This is a genomic window from Cereibacter sphaeroides 2.4.1 (genome assembly GCF_000012905.2).
Classification (GTDB): domain Bacteria; phylum Pseudomonadota; class Alphaproteobacteria; order Rhodobacterales; family Rhodobacteraceae; genus Cereibacter_A; species Cereibacter_A sphaeroides.
Genome location: NC_007493.2, coordinates 1,759,195 through 1,776,975, shown reverse-complemented (window position 1 = coordinate 1,776,975; position 17,781 = coordinate 1,759,195). Strand labels below are relative to the sequence as shown.

Genomic DNA, 17,781 nt, shown 5'->3' with positions numbered 1-17,781 from the left:
AGCGACGCGAGATCAGGAGGGTCAACCCATGACGACGATCAACACGAACATCGGTGCCATCGCGGCTCAGGCCAACATGACCAAGGTGAACGACCAGTTCAACACGGCCATGACGCGCCTCTCCACCGGCCTGCGCATCAACGCAGCCAAGGATGACGCGGCCGGCATGGCCATCGGCGAGAAGATGACCGCACAGGTCATGGGTCTCAATCAGGCGATCCGGAACGCGCAGGACGGCAAGAACCTCGTGGACACGACCGAAGGCGCGCACGTCGAGGTTTCCTCGATGCTCCAGCGTCTGCGCGAACTGGCCGTTCAGTCCTCGAACGACACCAACACCGCCGCCGACCGCGGGTCGCTCGCGGCCGAAGGCAAGCAGCTGATCGCCGAGATCAACCGCGTGGCGGAATCCACGACCTTCAACGGCATGAAGGTGCTCGACGGCTCCTTCACCGGCAAGCAGCTCCAGATCGGAGCCGACTCGGGCCAGACCATGGCGATCAACGTGGACAGCGCCGCGGCCACCGACATCGGCGCCCACAAGATCTCCAGCGCCTCGACCGTCGTGGCCGACGCGGCCCTCACCGACACGACGATCGCCGCCTCGACCGACATCACGATCACGGGCTTCGCCGGCAGCGACAAGATCACGACGGCGGCGGGCGACTCCGCGCGCACGCTGGCCGAATCCATCAACAAGAAGACCTCGAGCACCGGCGTCGAGGCCACGGCCACCACCAAGGCGCAGCTGTCGGGCTTCACCAAGGGCGACACGGTGACCTTCAAGATCGGCACCGCCGATGGCAACGAGGTCTCGATCGGCGACGTGAGCATCACCGACGCGTCCGACGTCCGCGGCCTGCGCGACGCGATCAACGCGGTCTCGGGTCAGACCGGCATCACCGCCGCCATGGCCAAGGACGACAACAGCAAGATCGTTCTCACCGACGCGAACGGCGATGACATCATGCTGACGAGCGTCTCCTCCACCACGGCCGACTTCAAGGTGACCGCGCTGAAATCCGATGGCACCGCCACCGCCACCAACGTGGACATCGGCTTCGGCACGAACAAGAGCGCCGGCGTGACCGGGCAGGTGGACCTCGTCTCGACCAAGTCCTTCTCGGTTGCGGCCTCGGTCTCGGGCAGCGCCACCGCCCACTTCGCCAACGCCAACGAGGGTTCGGAACTCAGCTCGGTGGCCGAGATCGACCTGTCCACGGCCGAAGGTGCGTCGGCCGCCATCGGTGTGATCGACGTGGCGCTCTCGAAGATCAGCCAGTCGCGCTCGGAACTGGGTGCGGTCTCGAACCGCCTCGACTCGACGATCTCGAACCTGACCAACATCTCGACCAGCGTGCAGGCCGCCAAGTCGCAGGTGATGGACGCCGACTTCGCGGCGGAATCGACGAACCTCGCCCGCTCGCAGATCCTGAGCCAGGCCTCGACGGCGATGCTGGCGCAGGCGAACTCCTCGAAGCAGAACGTCCTGAGTCTGCTCCGCGGCTGACGGAAAACCGACGGCACCGCATCGGCCCTCCGCCCGCACAGGGGCGGAGGGCTTTCGCGACAAGCACTTGGCCGCCGCGGCGGCAGGTCTCGCGTCGAACCGCCGTCATTTTACCCCTGTCAAACTGAAATTTTGCCCGGCCGGCCATTTTCCGCCACTCTGTTCCTACGACAGGGTGGGGATGACGCCGGGAATGCAGCTTTACACCGCACAGAGCTTCGCACAGCGCCAGTCGCTCGTGGTGACGGCACAGCTCCAGCAGGCCATCTGCCTGCTGCAGATGCCGAACGCCGAACTGTCCTCGTTCATCGAGAGCCAGTCGGAGGAAAACCCTTTCATCGAACTGCGCCTGCCGCCGGCGCCGGTGCCGTCCGCTCCTCTGGGCAAGACCGCACCCGAGGACTGGGACCGCGTGGCAGGGCTTGCCGCCGATCCGGGGCCGTCGCTCTATGTGCATGTGGCGGCCGAGATCGCGCGTCTGGGGTTCGATGCCCCGCAAGCGGCGGCCGCCCAGGTCTTTCTCGACGCGCTCGAACCCTGGGGCTGGCTCGGTCGCCCGATGGAGGAACTTGCCTTCCGCGCGGGCCTGTCGCTCGAGGCGGCCGAGGCGCTGCTCGCCCGGCTTCAGAAGATCGAACCCGCAGGGCTCTTTGCGCGCACGCTTGCCGAATGCCTGCAGCTTCAGGCGGAAGAGCAGGGGCTGCTCACCCCGCTGTTCGCCGCCGTTCTCGCGCATCTCCCGCTGCTGGCTGCGGCCGATCTCAAGGGCCTGTGCCGCGCTTGCGGCTGCGGGATGGAGGATCTGAAGGCCGTGCTGCGCAGCCTGCGCGGTCTCAATCCCAAGCCGGGCGCGCTGTTCGATGCCGCCCCTCCGCCCCAGCGACCGCCGGATCTGGTGGTCAGCCGCGGCGCCGAAGGCTGGCGAGTGGATCTGAACCGCTCGACGCTGCCGTCCGTCGTGGTGCGCTCGGACGCGGCGGAAGGCTTCGCCCGGACGGCCGCGCCCTATGTGGGCGAGCGGCTGTCGGTCGCGAAATGGCTTGCAAGGGCCGTCGAGCATCGCAACCAGACCACGCTCAAGATCGGCGCCGAGGTGGTCCGCCGGCAGCGCGGCTTCCTCGAGGAGGGGCTGGCGCGCATGGCGCCCATGACGCTGCGCGAGGTGGCCGATGCGGTGGGCGTGCATGAAAGCACCGTCAGCCGGGTGAGCTCGGGGCTGATGATCGCCACGCCGCAGGGCACCTTCCCGCTGAAGTCGTTTTTCACCGCAGCGCTGGCCGCCCGCGAGGGCGACACGGCGGGATCGGCCGCCGCTGTCCGGCACCGCGTCCGCCAGCTCGTGCAGGCGGAATCGCCCGACGATCCGCTGAGCGACGATGCGATCGCAAAGATCATTTCCGACGAGGGCGTGACGCTTGCCCGGCGCACCGTCGCCAAATATCGCGAGCAGCTGAACATCCCCTCGTCGGTGCAGCGCCGCCGTCAGGCCATCGTCACCGGCGCGCTCTGAGCCGTCTCAGGCCGAGGCCGGCGCGGGCAGAGGCAGGGCGCGCGCGAAGAGAAAGCGCGCGTTCGGCGCGAGCCTCAGCCATGCCGCATGGGCCTCGGCTTCGCTGCCCGCGGCCAGCGTGGCCACCGGCAGGAGCCCCCGCAGTTTGCGATCCGCCCGCACATAGGCCGGGCCCGCGCGCCCCACATGCACGGCGGCCAGCAGATGAACGCCGGCCGCAAGCCAGGGCGCAACCGCGAAGGCCAGCGCCACCGCCGCGGCGAGCGCGGCCGCAAGCCCCCAGAGCCGCATCTGCAGAAGCCAGAGCGGGGTCGCGAGCCAGGCGAGCGTGACCCCCGACAGCGGCTGGAGATCGTAGGTCGCGTCCGGCGCCGCCAGCACCTCCCAGTTCCGCAGCACCTCGGGATGCAGGCGCGGGCCCTCGGGCAGGACGGGCGCGGGCACGCTCTCCCACCGGCCGAGTGCCGGGGTCTCGGCCAGCAGGGTGACGTCGGCCTCACCCCGCCGGAAGCCGAGCGCCAGCGGTCTTGCGGCGGCGAACCGCTCCGCCAAAGCCTCCGCGCCGCCCGTGAAGGGCAGGCCGTTGATCCGGCAGAGCCGGTCGCCGGGGCGCAGATGCAGGGCGCGCCCGGCGGGCAGGAGCTGCGAGAGCTGCAGGCAGGTCGTGTCGGTCATGGGCACCTCACGGATAACGGATCGGATTGTCGGCCGCTTTCGGGGCCGGGCGGGGCGCGGCCTTGGCAGGGCGGCTCGGCGCCTTCGCCGCGGGCTTGCGCGCCGGCGCCCGCTCGGCGCGGATCTCGCCGATCAGCGCGCGGATCTCCGGGCTCGCGCCTGCGCCGCTCTCGATGGCCCGGCGCAGCGAGACATCCACCTCGCCGAGCGCCGTGACGAGCGCCTCGCGCGTGGCGGCCAGGCCCTCGTCCACATGGCTCTGGATCGCGGTGGCGAACTGCGGCCCCATGGCGCCCGCATCGGCGGCATAGGTCTCGAGATCGCCGGCGACCCGGTCGCCCACCGCCTCGATGGCCGTCTTGAGCGTGGCCTCCTGCGCCTCGATCCGGTCGGCCAGCCCTTCCACCTTGCCGATGGCCTCGCCGAGCTCGGTCAGTCGCGTGACCATCAGCTCGCCCGCCTGCGCCTGAATCGCGGAGGCGTCGCGCAGATCGGCGACCGAGCGGAAATAGACGAGCCCGCCCAGAAGGACCGCCACGCCGGCCCCGGCCAGCGCGCCGAGGCACAGGGCCTGCATCCGCTTCTGCCCGCGGATCATCCGCTCCATGAAGGCGCGATGCTCGGCCTGAAGCAGATCGAGATCCTGCGCGGCATCGTTGGCCGCGCTCGCGGCGCCGAGCGCGCGCGCGATGCCATCGCTGAGGGGGTCGTCGGTCTCTTCCGTCATCGCCTGCTCTCCGTCGTTGCGCGGAACCTGCAAGTTCTGCGCCAAAGGCGCCGTCACATCGGCCGGCCGAATTCGTCGAAAGCGAGCCCCTCGGGCACATCGACGTCGGGCATCTCCGCCGCCTCGCCGCGGTCGAGCCGGTAGACGTGGGCCAGCACCACCGCCACCGCGCCATAGAGCCCGTCCGGGATCTCCTGCCCGATGTCGCCGGTGAAATAGAGCGCGCGGGCAAGGAGGGGGATGCGCAGCGTGCCGATGCCTGCCTTCCGCCCGCGCTCGATGATGTCGAGCGCCATCGGCCCCTTGCCCATCGCGAGGATCACCGGGGCCGGGGTCTCGCCCGGCACATAGCGGAGCGCGACGGCGAAATGGGTCGGGTTGGTCACGATGGCGGTCGCCTGCGGCACGTCGTCGAGGGCCGCGCGGCGCCTCGCCCCGTTGCGCGAGGCCTCCATCTGCATCCGCCGCATCCGGCCCTTCACCTCGGGCGAGCCGTTCGACTCCTTCGACTCCTCCTTCAGCTCCTGCCGCGACATCTTCATGGAATTGGTCAGGCTCCAGGCCTGCCAGACGAGATCGAGCCCGCCGATGACGGCGAGCACGATGAGAAGCGCCGAGACGAGCCGGATCAGACCCGCGCCGAGCACCGCCGCCGCATCTCCCGGCGCCGCCGTCCAGAGCCGATCGAGGGGCGAGAGTTCGTCGCGCAGCACGAGCACCGCCACCCCGATCAGGAGCGCGACCTTGGCCACGGCCTTGGCAAGCTCCACCAGCGCCTTGAGCGAGACCATGCGCTTCAGACCGGCCGCCGGATTGATCCGGCTCGCCTTGAAGCTCAGCGCCTTGGTCGAGAAATTGATGCCGCCCATCGCGGACTGGACGAGCAGCACGAGGGCCAGAAGCGGCACAGACACGACGAGCCCCGCGATCAGCACCTCGCGCCAGGCCTGACCCAGACGCACCATCGCGATCCGCTCGAGATCCGCGCCCGGCTCGATCACCAGATAGCCCGACCAGCCCCGCACCAGCGCGGGCAGCAGCCCCTCGATCATCATCAGGAGCGCGAGCCCGCCCGCGAGCGTGGCGAAAACGAAAACCTCCTTCGAGGTGACGATGGAGCCGTCCTCGCGCGCCTGCTCGCGCCGCTTCTGGGTCGGCTCCTCGGTCTTCTCCTGCCCGTCGTCACCCTCGGCCATGGACGACCCCCAGAAGGCCCGCCAGCGCGGTGAGGCTCTCCTCGACCAGCCCCGAGAAGGCGCCCATCGTGCCGGGCGCGGTCAGGAACAGCAGGATCAGCGTGGCCGACATGGTCACGGGGAAGCCGAAGGAAAAGACATTGAGCTGTGGCGCCGAGCGGGTGACGATCCCGATCGTGACGTTGATGAGGATGAGCGCCGCCACGACCGGCATCATGATCTGGAGGCCGAGGAGGAACATGCGCCCGCCCGCGCCGATGCCGGCCTCGAGGAAGCGCCCCGGGGCGAAGGGCGCGCCCGGCGGCAGGCTCTCGTAGCTGCGCAGGAGGATGTCGAGCGCGGTCAGATGGCCGTCGAGGGCAAGGAAGACCGTGGTCAGCGCCAGCCCGAAGATCTGCGCCACGACCGGCGTCTGCCCGCCCGCCGACGGATCGATCTGCGCGGCGAAGCCCAGACCGGCGGTCGAGGCGATCCGGTCTCCGGCGAGGGCCGCGGCCGAGAAGAGGATGGTCAGCACGAGCCCCGCCGACAGGCCGACCGCGATCTCCTGCATCATGAGGGGGATGGCCGCGAGCGAGGCCAGCTCCTCCGGCGGGGGCAGCTCCACCCGGCCCAGCACCGGCAGGGTGAGGATCACCGTCGCCACGATCCTGACGGGCAGCGGCACGAAGCGGCCGCCGAAGGCGGGCGAGGCGATGAGGAAGGCCCCGATCCGCAGGCTCGCCACGAAGGCGCCGGTCAGGAGCGACAGGAGGCCGGGCAACTCCAGCGCGGGCAGGGCGGCGGCGCTCTCCATCAGCGGATCGTGGCGATCGTCTCGAAGACGAAGGCGAAATAGTCCGTCATCCGCGTGAGCATGAAGCTCGAGGCAAGCGCCATGGTCAGGAGCACGATGGCGAGCTTCGGCACGAAGCTCAGCGTGGATTCGTTGATCGAGGTCGCCGCCTGCAGGATGCCGATGACAAGGCCCACGGCCAGCGCCACGCCGAGGACAGGGCCTGCGGTCAGCAGGATGTTCCAGTAGGCCAGCCGCAGATGCTCGATGCTGCCGTCGAAATCCATCACTGCCCCCCGTAGGTCGCGGCGAGCGAGCCCACCGTCAGCGCCCATCCGTCGACCAGCACGAAGAGCAGCAGCTTGAAGGGCAGCGAGACCAGCATGGGTGAGAGCATCATCATGCCGAGCGCCATCAGGATCGAGGCGATCACCATGTCGATGACGAGGAAGGGCAGGAACAGCAGGAAGCCGATCTGGAAGGCGGTCTTCAGCTCCGAGGTCATGAAGGCGGGCAGGAGCGTCGAGAAGGGCACCTCCGTAGGTTCGGCATAGGGCCCGGCGCCGGCGAGGTCCGAGAACATCAGCAGGTCGTTCTGCCGCGTGTTGGCGATCAGGAAGTCCTTCATGATCGCGCCGCCCCGCTCGATGGCGGGCTGGGCCTCGATCTGCCCATCGAGGAAGGGTGAGAGCGACTGCTCGTACAGCGCGCCGAGCGTCGGCTGCATGACGAAGAAGGTGAGGAACAGCGCGAGCGCGATCAGCACCTGGTTCGGTGGCGTCTGCTGGGTGCCGAGCGCCTGACGCAGGATGGACAGCACGATGATGATCCGGGTGAAGGCCGACATGCCGAGGACGAGCGAGGGCAGCACGGTCAGTGCCGTCATCAGCGCGAGGATCTGGAGCGAGAGCGAATAGCTCGTGCCGCCGGTCCCTTCCGTCACCGTGATCGCCGGAAAGCCCGCGGCCGCCGCCGATCCGGCCAGAAGAAGACCCGCCGCCAGCGCACTGCCGGCCAGCGCCATCATCCGCGCCGCGCGGGGCGCCCGAGCCTTGCCCGGCCGGTTCGGCCGACAGGGCGCGGCGCGCATCTGCCGGGCTCCGGTCTCGATGGCCTGACGAGGGGTCGCGCGCCGGTGCCCCGGGCAGGCAGGCGAGGGCATTTCACGCCGCATCGGATTGCGCCTCGTCATGCCCGGCCCTCCAGCGGCAGCACGACGGGAGCCGCGCCCTTGCTTGTCAGCACGAGAAATTCACGCCCGTCCACGGCGAGGATCGCGGCGCGCTCCTGCGGCCCGAGCGCCGCGGCCTCGGCCACGCGCAGCCGCCCGCCACTGGCGAAGCGCGAAATGCCGGGGGCCTTCAGCTTCACGACGAGCCACAGGAGTCCCAGAAGCCCGAGGAAGAGGCCGAGGGTCAGGATCTGATCGGGGCGCAGGATGTCCAACGGGTCACTCCGGGGATGCAGGTCCCCCTCCGCTGCAACATCCGTGCCGCCCGCCCGCGTGAGGATCAGCAGGCGGACGCGCGGTCAGCTCCGCTTGGGAATGGTGCCGCCCGCATGAGGATCCGCCCGCGTCAGAGGCTTTCGGCGCGCTTCTCGGGCTCGATGATCTGGCCGAAGCGGATGCCGAACCGCTCGCCCACCATCACCACCTCGCCCTTGGCGATGGGGGTGCCGTTCACCAGCACGTCGAGCGGGTCGCCCGCCAGCCGGTCGAGCTCCACCACCGAGCCCTCGGACAGGCGGAGGAGATCGCGGATCGTCATTTCGGTGCGGCCGACCTCGACGGTCAGACGCACGCCGATATTCTCCAGAAGGCGCAGGTTCTCGGCGCCGAGACGGTCGGCAAGGGGGCGGGTCGCGTCGGTCATGCGGGCTCCGATGGGAAGGGGCGGCAGGGCCGCGGTGTCAGGGTGAGAAAGACGATCCGGGGCGGCATCGCCTCGGCGCCGCGGATCGACGGCACGGGGCGAGAGCGCGGCCGGGCGCGTGCCGCGGGCCGGATCTGCCGGCCCGGCGCCGCAAGCCTAGCTCCGCACATGGCGGCGCGTCAGGTTCAGCGCGGCCTGCCCGCCGCGCTCGCCGGGAGCCGCCTCGAAGATGGGCTGGCCCTCGACGAGAAGCGACACCGCCTCGGTCAGATGCACCGGCAGCACATCGCCCGGCTGCATCTGCATGAGCTGGCGCAGCGGCACCTCGGGCTCGCAGAGCCGCGCCGAGAGGGTGAGCGGGATGGACAGGATCGCCCGTTCCAGCTTCTCGCGCCAGCTCCGGTCGTCGTCCACGAAATCCGACTGCATCCGCGAGCGCAGCTGCGACGAGATCGGCTTCAGCGTCTGGAGCGGATAGAGGATGTCGAAGCTCGCAGGCTCGGTGTTGGGCAACTGCACCATGAAGGAGCAGTTCACCACCATGTCCTCGCCATCCACGAACGAGGCGAACTGCATCGATTCCTCGCGGCTGACCACGGTGAAGGTCAGGGCCATCAGGTCGCGCCACGCCACCTGCAGCGCCACGTTCAGCCGGTCGGTCACGAGCTCGATCACCCGCTCCTCGGTCGCGGTGAATTCGGTGCGCGTCGTGGGAACATGGCGGATCTGCCCGCCGTAATAGCTGTCGGTCAGCAGCGAGATGAAGGGCGGCGGGATCACGATCATCTGGTTGCCGCGCAGCTCCTCGATGCGGCTCGCGGTGATCGACACGAAATTGTCCTGGCTCGAGCGGTAGTCGTCGAAACTGCGCACCTCGGGCGGGAAGGACGAGATCCGGGGCTGAAGTCGCAGCATCGGCAGGAAGACGTCGCGCGCGGTGCGGCAGAAGCGCTCGTTGATGATGCGCAGCGCGTGATAGTCGCCGAGCTGGTTCAGTTCGTTCTCGCCGAAAGCGTAAGGCCGGACCTCGAGGCCGTTCTCGAGGCTCGTGCTTTCGCTGGCCTCCATGAGGTTGCCGACGAGGGCTGCGACCTCCTTCGACGAGAGTTTGCGCGGAGTGGCGGCCATGGCTTACTGCAGGATGAAGGAGGGGAAGAAGACGGCCTCGATGCCGCCGAAGCCCTCGAGCTGCTGGAGCCGTGCGTTCACCGCGCCGCGCAGCGCCTCGGCCAGCCGGTCGCGGCCCGCCTTGTCCTGCAGCTCCTCCTCCGAGAAGGTGCCGACGATGGCCAGCATGTCCGACCGCAGCGCCACCTCGTTGCGGGCGACATTGTCCATGACCTTCTGGTCGTATTGCGTGGACAGGCCGATGCCCGCCTGCAGCAGCCGGCGCGAGGCGCGCAGGTTCGTCGTGAGCGGCTCCTTGAACTGGTAATAGCTGGTGACGAAGGATTCCCGCTCGGGCGTGGGCCGCGGCACCTTCTGCGGAGCGTCCGGATCGGCCGCGGGTTCGTCGGCCTCGGGCGTGCGCTCGATCAGGCGCAGCACGTCCTTCGCGGGCGACAGCGGGTTGGCGAAGTAGAAGTAGCCCGCGCCGAAGCCGGCGGCCAGCAGGAAGGCCCCGAGCAGCAGGAAGACCAGCGCGCGCAAGAGGCCGCGGCCCCGGCGGGGCTTCGTGTCGAGGGAGGCGGAGGCGTCGGTCACGGGCGGTTCCTCAGGCAATCAGATTGACGGTCCCGGCCGCCGCACGGGCGGCGGGCTCGGAAGGATCGGGGGCAGGGCGGAGGGCGCGCGGCCGGGGCTGCGGCAGCGGCACCTCGGAGCGACGGCCGGTGTCGCCCTGTCCGGCCTCGTGCCGGCCGAGCGACAGGCCGTGCTTCTCAAGGAGGTCGGACAGGCGCCCTTCCTGCCCCGACAGGAGACGGGCGGCTTCGGCCGTTTCGGTGGTGAAGCTCACCTGCGCGGTGCCGTCGCGCATCTCGACGCGGATGCGGAGCCGGCCCAGGGTCTCGGGGGCGAGCACGATCTCGATCTCGCCCTCCCCTGCGGCGGCCTCGAGGATCCTGTCCTGCAGCTCGGCCGGTACGTCGGGGGCCGCGAGGGCGAGGGGCGCGTCCGCGCCCGCAGCGCCCGCCCGGGGCTCGCCCGCCCGCTCGAGGCGCAGGTCGCTCGGAAATGCGGTCAGGGGGGCGGGGGCCACCGGATCTGACCCGGCGAGAGTGGCCCCGGCGGGCTCCACGGCCAGAGCCGTCTCTGCCCCGTCCTGTCCGACGGTCGCGGCGGACGCGTTCTCGGCGGCCGGTGCCTCGGACGCGTCGGCCACCTTCCCGGCGGTTGCGGGCGGCGCTGCTGCGGTCTCCGGCCTCTGTGCCGCAGGAGCGGGAGACGGTGGGGTTGTATCGGCTGCACCCTCGCCCGCGGGCACTGTCCCCGCAGCCGCGGGATGAGCGCGGGCGGCGCCCTCCCGCCCGGCTGTCCCCGGTTGGGCGCCGGCCGCAAAGTGCGCCGAGGCGGGCACGGGAGAGGCGTCGTCGGCCCGGCCCGCCTCCGCGAGCGGACCCGCCCGACGGGCGGTCCGGGGCGGAGCCCCGTCGGCCGGGGCTGCGGCGGCCGCCACACCCTCAGGCCCTCTCTGAGGCGTCCCGTCGGCAGGCGGGCGCGACCCTCCCGGAAGCGGAACGGCGCCGGCGGGGAGAGCTGAGACGGTCGGATCGGCCGCAAGCACGGTGGGCCGCGCCTGGGCCGCGCCCAGGTCATCCCCCGCGGACGCCGCCGCATCTGCGCCGGTCGGGCCGTCGGGGCCAGTCTCGGACGCGGAGGAATGCTGCGGCTCTTCCGAAGGATCTGTCTCCTCTGGCAGCGCGGAGGCGGCTTCGGCGGAGGTCGAGAGTTCCGACACGCCCGCAAGAGGCAGGCCCGCTGAGCCCGCACCGGAGGGTGCTGCCCCTTTGGCAGTCCCTGCCGTTCCCGAAGCGCCATCGGACGCCCGGACCTCAGCAGACCCGAGGGACGGGGCGGGGTCCGCAGCCGCTCCGGGCGTGAAAGGCACCGCCCCGGATGAGTCCTCGGGCAGGGCGCACGCGAGTTGACCGACCGTCGCCGGGGCCGGCTCGGTCGGGTCGGGCGGCAGAGCCGGGCCCCACGGCATCGCGGACGTTGCCTCTGACGGCACAGGAGCATCGACGGGCGGATCGGACGCCACCGACGACGACCCGGCCGCATTCGCTGACGAAGCGCGAACCGAGGGCGGCGAGGAGGCCGGATCGAGACCCGCCGCCGCAGGGAGGTGGGAGCGCATGTTCTCGGCCGAGACGGCTCCGGTTGCGACGTCAGGCAGCGGTCCCGCCACGCCCTTGCGCGCCAGCAGGGCCGCCGCTGCCGGGGGAAGCAACGCCCCCGCGGCATCCTCAGCCGCCGCAAGGTCCGGATCGGGCGTGGAGGCTGCGTTCGCCCGACCGGGCAGGAGGTCCACCGCGCCCGGAAGCGTCCCGGAAGGCCGTTGAGCGCCAGCCGGAGCGCCAGAGGCACGATCGCCGTCCACCGCGTCCGGCCGCGTCCCGGAGGACCGTTGCCCCCCGACCTGCGGACCAGAGCCGCGCTCGCCCTCCGCCGCGTCCGGAGGCAGCCCCGAGGCCGGCCGTCCCGCGGCATGAGGCCCGGAGGCCCGTTCGCCGCCGGATGCCGGAGCCTCGTCCGCCTGCGCCGCAAACAGCGCCGCAAAGCGACCCGGCGCGCGGGCGCCCGCGGAGGAAGCCCCCACCGCAGCCCCCGCGGGGGTGCGCCACTCCTGACCCTGTGCCTCGACGAGCTTCATGCCTGTCTCCTGATCTCCCCGCGCGGTTGCAAGATCGGTGCCAGTCCCGCCCGATCAGCGCCGGGGCGCGGGCCGCAGCGCCTCGGCGCGGGCGAGCCGCTCCTCGGCCTCGAGCGCGCGGGCGGTGGCGGCGCTGTCGGCCAGCGCCCGGGTCCGGTGATCCTGCCGCGCCATCTCGGCCTGCGCCGTGGCGAGGGCCGCCGCCGCTTCCGCGGCGCGTGCGGCGCTGAGATCGGCCTGCTCGGCGATCTGCAGCGTCAGCCGGTGGGCGCGGAAGAGATCCGCCGCGGCGAGCGTCCCCTGCGCGGCCTCCCTGCGGCCCTCGAGCATCTGCGACAGCCGCAGGGCCAGCGCCTCCGCCTCGGCATGGCGGGCACGCGCGTCGCGGAGGGCGCCCTGCGCCTTCATCAGCTCGACCGTCTCGCGGCGCGACATCAGCGTGAGCAACCGGCTGCGGCTCATGTCAGAGCCCCGTCAGCTCGAGAAGGGCCGCGCGGCTCGCCTCGAAATCCGCGGGCTCGTGCGGCCCCTGACCGATCAGCGCCCGGATCCTCGGCCACAGCTGCACCGCCTGATCGAGATCGGCATCCTGCCCGGCCGCATAGCCTCCCATCAGCATCAGATCCCGGTTGTCGGAATAGAGCGCGATGAGCTGGCGCAGACGGGCCGCGGCGCGCCGGTGGCGGTCGTCCACCACGTCGTTCATGGTCCGGCTGACCGAATGAGGAATGTCGATCGCCGGATAGAGCCCCATCTGGGTCTGCCGCCGCGACAGCACGAAATGGCCATCGAGGATGGCGCGCGCCGTATCGACCACCGGATCGTTCGTCGTGTCGTCGCCGTCGGCCAGCACGGTATAGATCGCGGTGATGGCGCCCTCGCCCGGAAGGCCCGGGCCCGTGCGCTCGATCAGGCCCGGGATCATCGAGACGACCGAGGGCGGATAGCCCTTGGCCGTCGGCTGCTCGCCGAGGGCGAGCCCCACCTCGCGCTGCGCATGGGCCACGCGGGTGAGGCTGTCCATGATGAGGAGAACCTGCTTGCCCTCGCTGCGGAAATGTTCGGCGATGGCGGTGGCCCTTCGCGCGGCCCGCAGCCGCAGGAGCGGCGAACGGTCGGCGGGCACCGCCACCATGCAGAGCTTCCGCGCGGCCTCGCCCTGCATGACCGAGGCCGCAAAGGCGCCCACCTCGCGCGCGCGCTCGCCGATCAGCCCCACGACGATCACGTCGGCCGCGGTGTAGCGCGTCATCATCTCGATGAGCACCGACTTGCCCACGCCCGAGCCCGCGACGATGCCGATGCGCTGGCCCTGTCCCACCGTCAGCGCCGCGTTGATCGCGCGCACCCCCACGTCGAGCGGGCGGCTCACGGCGGTGCGGGCGAGCGGGTTCATCACCCGACCCGCGAGCGGCCATTCGCCCATGCAGTCGGGGGCTGGCAGGCCGTCGAGCGGCGCGCCCTCGGCATCGATCACCCGGCCGAGGAGCGCGGGCCCCACCGCGGCCATCTGCCCGCCGGGCACGAGGCGCACCCGCGCGCCCGCGATCACCGGCGCCCGCATCTGGTCGAGGAAGAGCAGGTTGCGGCCCTGCGCGAAGCCGATCACTTCGCCCTGCACCTCGCGGCCATCCTCGGTGGCCACACGGCAGAGCGCCCCGGGGCTCACGGGGAAACCTGCGCATTCCAGCAGAAGCCCGTCGTAGCGCACCACGCGGCCCGTGACCTGCGGGGCCTGCCGGTGCGGCAGCTGGGCGAGATGGTGGCCGAGCCCCTCGATCAGCGCGTTCATCGGGCGGGCTCCGCGGAGAAGGCCGTACCGGGAGCCTCCGGCGCGGCGGGACTGTCGGCGGCCCCCGGCAGCGAAGCCGCCGGCGCGAGCAGATCGGAGAGCAGGATCCCCTCGGCGCGCACCTCGAGATCGCCGCGCGCCAAACGGGGATCGGCGGCGACCCGCGCCTCGGACAGAAGGTCCGAGCCGGGCAGATGCGGGGCCAGCGCCTGCAGGTCCTCGGGGTTGAGGCGCAGCGTCACCTGCCGCAGGCCCTGCGCCACGCGGTCGGCCAGCGCCTCGAGGCGGACGGCGAAGCCTGCGGGATGCCTGTCGATTTCGATCCCCGCCCGCTGGCTGGCCAGAGCGCAGACCGCACCGTCGATCATCCGCGCGAGCCGGGCCGTATCGCCGGGCGCGGGCGCAGAGAGACGCTCGGCCAGCCGCAGGAAGGTCTCGCGCGCGTGGGCGAATTCGGCCTCGGCCTCGCGGCGGCCCTCGGCCCGGCCCTCCGCCCGTCCCTCGGCATGGCCGTCGCGGCGGCCTTCCGCGCGTGCGGCCTCCAGAAGCGCGGGGTCGGGCAGCGCCGGAGCAGGCGGGGCAGGGTCGGGCGGCACGAGCCCCGCGGGCGCGGCCTGCGCACGGCTTTCGGGGGCCGGCCCTGCGGCATCGGGGGGGCGTGGCGCCTCCGGCGCCGCACGGCCGAGGCCCGAGAGCGGCATCGGGCGGAACGGGCCTTCCGGCCCCGGCGCGGGCAGGTCCGAACGGCCGAAGCCGCGCGCGTTGGTCTCGCGGATCAGGGCCAGCACATCCTCGGGTCCGATGGGCGTCTGCGCGGTCATGCCTTACACCATCTGCTCGCCGCCGCGGCCCGCGAGCACGATCGTGCCCTCGTCCGACATCTGCCGGGCCACCGCGATGATCTGTTTCTGCGCGGCCTGCACATCGGTCAGCCGCACCGGGCCCAGGGCCTCCATCTCGTCCCGCACCGTGGCCGCGGCCCGCGTCGACATGCAGCCGAGGATCTTCGCCCGCAGCCCCTCGTCCGCGCCCTTCAGCGCCAGCACCAGCGTCTCGTTGTCCACCGCCCGCAGGAGCGTCTGCAGCGAGCGGTCGTCGGACTTGATGAGATTGTCGAAGACGAACATGTTGTCCTGGATCGCCTGCATCAGGTCCTTGTCGTCCTTGCGGATGTCCTTGAGGATCCGCGCCTCGGTCGCGGTGCGGGTGAAGTTCATGATCCGCGCGGCCGCCTTCACCCCGCCGATCTGGCTCGCGCGCATGGTGGTCGAGGCCTTGAACTTGCGCTGCATGACCTGCTGGAGATCGGCCAGCGCCTCGGGCTGCACCGTGTTCAGCGAGGCGATGCGCTGGACGACCTCGGGCTGGATCTGCTCGGGCAGCAGCGCCAGCACCTGGGCTGCCAGCGCGTGATCGAGGCAGGCCACCGTCAGCGCCATGATCTGCGGATGCTCGTCCACCAGCAACTCGGCGATCGAGGGCGCGTCCATCCATTCGAGGATCTCGAGCGGGCGCTCGGAGGCGGACTGGCCGATGCGGCTGATGACCGTCTCGGCCTTGTCCTCGCCGAAGGCTGCCGACAGGACGTTGCGGATATAGCCCGCCGCGCCGAAGCCGAGGCCGGTCTGGCGGCGGAGCGTGTCGAGGAAATCCTCGAGCACGAGGCTCAGCGTGTCCTGATCGATGCCGCGCACGCTGTACATGGCTGTGCCCAGATGCTGCACCTCGCGCGGGGTGAGGTTGCGCAGGATCTGCGCGGCCGTCGTCTCGCCGAACAGCATGAGCAGGATGGCGGCCTTCTGCGTGCCGGTGAGCGTCTTGAACTGGGTGGCGGCTGCTGTGGTCATGTCACTTCACGGTGTCGAGCTCGGCCGCGATCATCTGGCGGATGGTGGTGGCGATGCGGCCCTCGTCCTCCTCGACGAGCTTGCGGATGACGAGGATCTGCTCCTCGTGGCTGCGCGCCGCATCCAGCATGTTCTTGGTCAGCGCCCCCTGACGCGCCTTGAGGCGGGCGCGTACGTCGTCGAGGCTCTCGCCTTCGCCCACTTCCACCGCCGTTTCGCCCAGAGGCAGCGCGCCGGCTGCGGCGGGTGCGGGCAGAAGCACGCGGTTCAGGATCGGCCGCACGACGCCCAGCGCCACCACGGCCAGCGCCGCGAGAAGGAAGCCCTGCCGCGCCAGATCCGCGAGCCACGGCTCGGCGCTCCAGCCGGAAGCCTCGGGCACCACCGTGTCGAGGAAGGGCTGGGCCGTGATCGTCACCACATCGCCCCGGTCGGCGTCGAAGCCCACCGCCGAGCGGGTCAGCCGCTCGAGATCGGCCTTCAGCGCCTCGGGCAGGAGCGGGGGCGGCGGGGCTGCGGGATCGGTGGCGGCGGGCTGCGGCTGGGCGCGCACCACGACCGCCGCACTCACCCGCGCGATGCGGGCGGTGGCGGGCAGGGTGGTCTCGACCTTGCGGCTCACCTCGAAATTGCGGGTCGAGTTCTGCGACCGGCTGCGCATCGGCGTTGCCGCCTCGCCCGCGGCGGTGGGCGGCGCGCCGGCCTCGAGCGCGGCCTCGGGCGGCGGGCTGTTCGACACGGCGCCCGGAATGCCCCGGGCCTGCGGGTCGGCCGTCTCCTCGATCTGGCTTTGCTCGGCCAGCAGCGCGGTGCGGTCGGGGTCGACCTGCTCCTCGCGGATCTCCTGGCGGGTGAAATCCATGTCGATCGTGACCTGCACCGCAAGGTTGCCCGGCCCCGCGATAGGGGTGAGCAGGCTCTCGATCCGGTTGCGGTAGAGCGTCTCGAGCTGCACCCGGTGCTGGAGCTGGCGGTCGTTCAGCAGCACGGCCGGATCGTCCGAGCCCCGCGACAGGAGCCGCCCCATCTGGTCGACCACCGTCACATCCTGCCGCGCCATGCCCGGCACCGAAGAGGAGACGAGGTTCACGATGGCCTCGACCTGCGCGCCGTCGAGCGTGCGCCCCGGCACGATCTGGAGAAAGACGCTCGCCCGCGGCGGCTGGCTCTCGCGCAGGAAGGCCGAGCGTTCGGGCAGCGCCAGATGCACGCGCGCGGCCGAGACGGCGGAAATCTCGGTGATCGACCGCGCGAGATCGAGCTCCTGCGCCTGCCGGAGCCGCGCCGTCTCGACCGATTTCGAGGTGCCCATCGGCAGATCGCTCAGAAGCGCATTCCCGTCGGGCAGACCCTGCGGCAGGCCCTGGGCCGCGAGCAGCATCCGCGCGCGGTGATAGTCGGCGCCCGGCACCGCCACCTCGCCGGTGCGCTCGTCGATCACGGCCGCGATGCCGCCGCCGGTCAGGCTGTCGATCACGCGCGCCTTCTCGGCCTCGGGCAGGCCGGGATAGAGCGTCACGCGGGCGGGTTCCCGCAGGAGGATCCATCCGGCCAGCGCGAGCACCGTCACCGCGAGGATGAGGATGGCGGGCATGGCGCGGCGCAGGCCCGGCTGGTCGCCGAACCGGCGGATCTGCTCCACCATGCCGCGCATCTGCGGGATCAGTGCGCTGGCAGGTCCGCGCACGGCGGGAGGCGTGGGAGAAGGGGCCATCGGTCGCTTTCCCCGGCTCTCAGACCGGCATGTTCATGATGTCGCGATAGGCGCCGAGCGCCTTGTTGCGCACGTTGAGGGCAAGCTGGAACCCCAGCGACGAGACCTGCTGCGAGATCATCACCTCGGCCAGGTTGCCCGTCTCGCCGCGCTCGAAGGCGGCGGCCTTCTCGCCCGCCTCGCTCTGGGCGCGCGCCAGATCCTCGACGGCATGGCCGAGCCGCTCGCTGAAGGCGGGCGCGGCGGTGCGCTCCGTCTGTCCGAGCGGTTGCGGGCGCTGGCTGGCGGACGCGTCCTGAAGCCCGCCGAGCGGCAGGGCGCCGCTGATCGACTGGATGGTCATGCCT

The 17,781-nt window shown here is 71.4% G+C and carries 19 protein-coding genes; 2 read left to right on the top strand and 17 right to left on the bottom strand.

Translation table 11 applies throughout. The features are described 5' to 3' along the window. Window positions 1–28 precede the first annotated feature (28 nt). Window positions 29–1,510, top strand: a complete 1,482-nt coding sequence (locus RSP_RS08585; protein ID WP_011337967.1) for a flagellin N-terminal helical domain-containing protein — start codon at window positions 29–31, stop codon at window positions 1,508–1,510. 193 nt (window positions 1,511–1,703) lie between these two features. Continuing rightward, on the top strand, window positions 1,704–3,020 hold the full coding sequence (rpoN, locus tag RSP_RS08580; protein ID WP_002720217.1) for an RNA polymerase factor sigma-54: 1,317 nt from the start codon (window positions 1,704–1,706) through the stop codon (window positions 3,018–3,020). A 6-nt stretch (window positions 3,021–3,026) separates the two neighbouring features. Here the strand turns inward: rpoN and RSP_RS08575 are convergent, their stop codons facing one another. The 17 genes from RSP_RS08575 to fliE form a co-directional block, all read right to left on the bottom strand. Beyond that, a complete protein-coding gene (locus tag RSP_RS08575; protein WP_011337965.1) occupies window positions 3,027–3,695 on the bottom strand; it encodes a hypothetical protein in 669 nt (222 codons plus the stop codon). A gap of 7 nt (window positions 3,696–3,702) precedes the next feature. Then, window positions 3,703–4,422, bottom strand: coding sequence for a hypothetical protein (locus tag RSP_RS08570; protein WP_002720215.1), 720 nt, complete (start codon window positions 4,420–4,422; stop codon window positions 3,703–3,705). A gap of 53 nt (window positions 4,423–4,475) precedes the next feature. After that, complete coding sequence (flhB, locus tag RSP_RS08565) at window positions 4,476–5,618, bottom strand: flagellar biosynthesis protein FlhB (protein ID WP_011337964.1); 1,143 nt, start codon at window positions 5,616–5,618, stop codon at window positions 4,476–4,478. Next, window positions 5,605–6,414, bottom strand: coding sequence for a flagellar biosynthetic protein FliR (gene fliR, locus RSP_RS08560; RefSeq protein WP_002720213.1), 810 nt, complete (start codon window positions 6,412–6,414; stop codon window positions 5,605–5,607). The genes flhB and fliR overlap by 14 nt, the downstream gene beginning before the upstream one ends. Next, window positions 6,414–6,680: a flagellar biosynthesis protein FliQ gene (gene fliQ / locus RSP_RS08555; RefSeq protein ID WP_002720212.1), complete on the bottom strand. Its 267-nt coding sequence runs from the start codon at window positions 6,678–6,680 to the stop codon at window positions 6,414–6,416. Before fliQ ends, fliR begins: the two co-directional genes overlap by 1 nt. After that, entirely contained in the window at window positions 6,680–7,585 is a 906-nt protein-coding gene (gene fliP, locus RSP_RS08550) for a flagellar type III secretion system pore protein FliP (RefSeq protein ID WP_011337963.1), read from the bottom strand. Before fliP ends, fliQ begins: the two co-directional genes overlap by 1 nt. Further along, complete coding sequence (locus RSP_RS08545) at window positions 7,582–7,839, bottom strand: flagellar biosynthetic protein FliO (protein ID WP_002720210.1); 258 nt, start codon at window positions 7,837–7,839, stop codon at window positions 7,582–7,584. The genes fliP and RSP_RS08545 overlap by 4 nt, the downstream gene beginning before the upstream one ends. 131 nt (window positions 7,840–7,970) lie before the next feature. Then, the gene (gene fliN / locus RSP_RS08540; protein ID WP_002720209.1) at window positions 7,971–8,267 is read right to left on the bottom strand and encodes a flagellar motor switch protein FliN; all 297 of its coding nucleotides are present in this window, start codon (window positions 8,265–8,267) and stop codon (window positions 7,971–7,973) included. A gap of 156 nt (window positions 8,268–8,423) precedes the next feature. Further along, on the bottom strand, window positions 8,424–9,395 hold the full coding sequence (fliM, locus tag RSP_RS08535) for a flagellar motor switch protein FliM (protein ID WP_011337962.1): 972 nt from the start codon (window positions 9,393–9,395) through the stop codon (window positions 8,424–8,426). Between the two features lie 3 nt (window positions 9,396–9,398). Continuing rightward, window positions 9,399–9,971, bottom strand: a complete 573-nt coding sequence (locus RSP_RS08530; protein WP_002720207.1) for a flagellar basal body-associated FliL family protein — start codon at window positions 9,969–9,971, stop codon at window positions 9,399–9,401. Window positions 9,972–9,981: 10 nt separating this feature from the next. Then, complete coding sequence (locus RSP_RS08525) at window positions 9,982–10,590, bottom strand: flagellar hook-length control protein FliK (protein WP_017140235.1); 609 nt, start codon at window positions 10,588–10,590, stop codon at window positions 9,982–9,984. A 1,545-nt stretch (window positions 10,591–12,135) separates the two neighbouring features. Further along, entirely contained in the window at window positions 12,136–12,543 is a 408-nt protein-coding gene (locus tag RSP_RS08520) for a flagellar biosynthesis protein FliJ (protein ID WP_011337960.1), read from the bottom strand. A 1-nt stretch (window position 12,544) separates the two neighbouring features. Continuing rightward, window positions 12,545–13,873 carry a FliI/YscN family ATPase gene (locus tag RSP_RS08515; RefSeq protein WP_011337959.1) on the bottom strand — a complete coding sequence of 443 codons (1,329 nt, stop codon included), beginning with the start codon at window positions 13,871–13,873 and terminating at the stop codon, window positions 12,545–12,547. Beyond that, the gene (locus tag RSP_RS08510; protein ID WP_011337958.1) at window positions 13,870–14,694 is read right to left on the bottom strand and encodes a FliH/SctL family protein; all 825 of its coding nucleotides are present in this window, start codon (window positions 14,692–14,694) and stop codon (window positions 13,870–13,872) included. The genes RSP_RS08515 and RSP_RS08510 overlap by 4 nt, the downstream gene beginning before the upstream one ends. Before the next feature lie 3 nt (window positions 14,695–14,697). Next, a complete protein-coding gene (gene fliG, locus RSP_RS08505) occupies window positions 14,698–15,720 on the bottom strand; it encodes a flagellar motor switch protein FliG (RefSeq protein ID WP_002720202.1) in 1,023 nt (340 codons plus the stop codon). 1 nt (window position 15,721) lies between these two features. After that, window positions 15,722–17,434 (bottom strand): flagellar basal-body MS-ring/collar protein FliF, encoded by a 1,713-nt coding sequence (fliF, locus tag RSP_RS08500; RefSeq protein ID WP_011337957.1) that lies wholly within the window; start codon window positions 17,432–17,434, stop codon window positions 15,722–15,724. A 19-nt stretch (window positions 17,435–17,453) separates the two neighbouring features. Further along, window positions 17,454–17,777, bottom strand: coding sequence for a flagellar hook-basal body complex protein FliE (gene fliE, locus RSP_RS08495; protein ID WP_011337956.1), 324 nt, complete (start codon window positions 17,775–17,777; stop codon window positions 17,454–17,456). Window positions 17,778–17,781 lie beyond the last annotated feature (4 nt).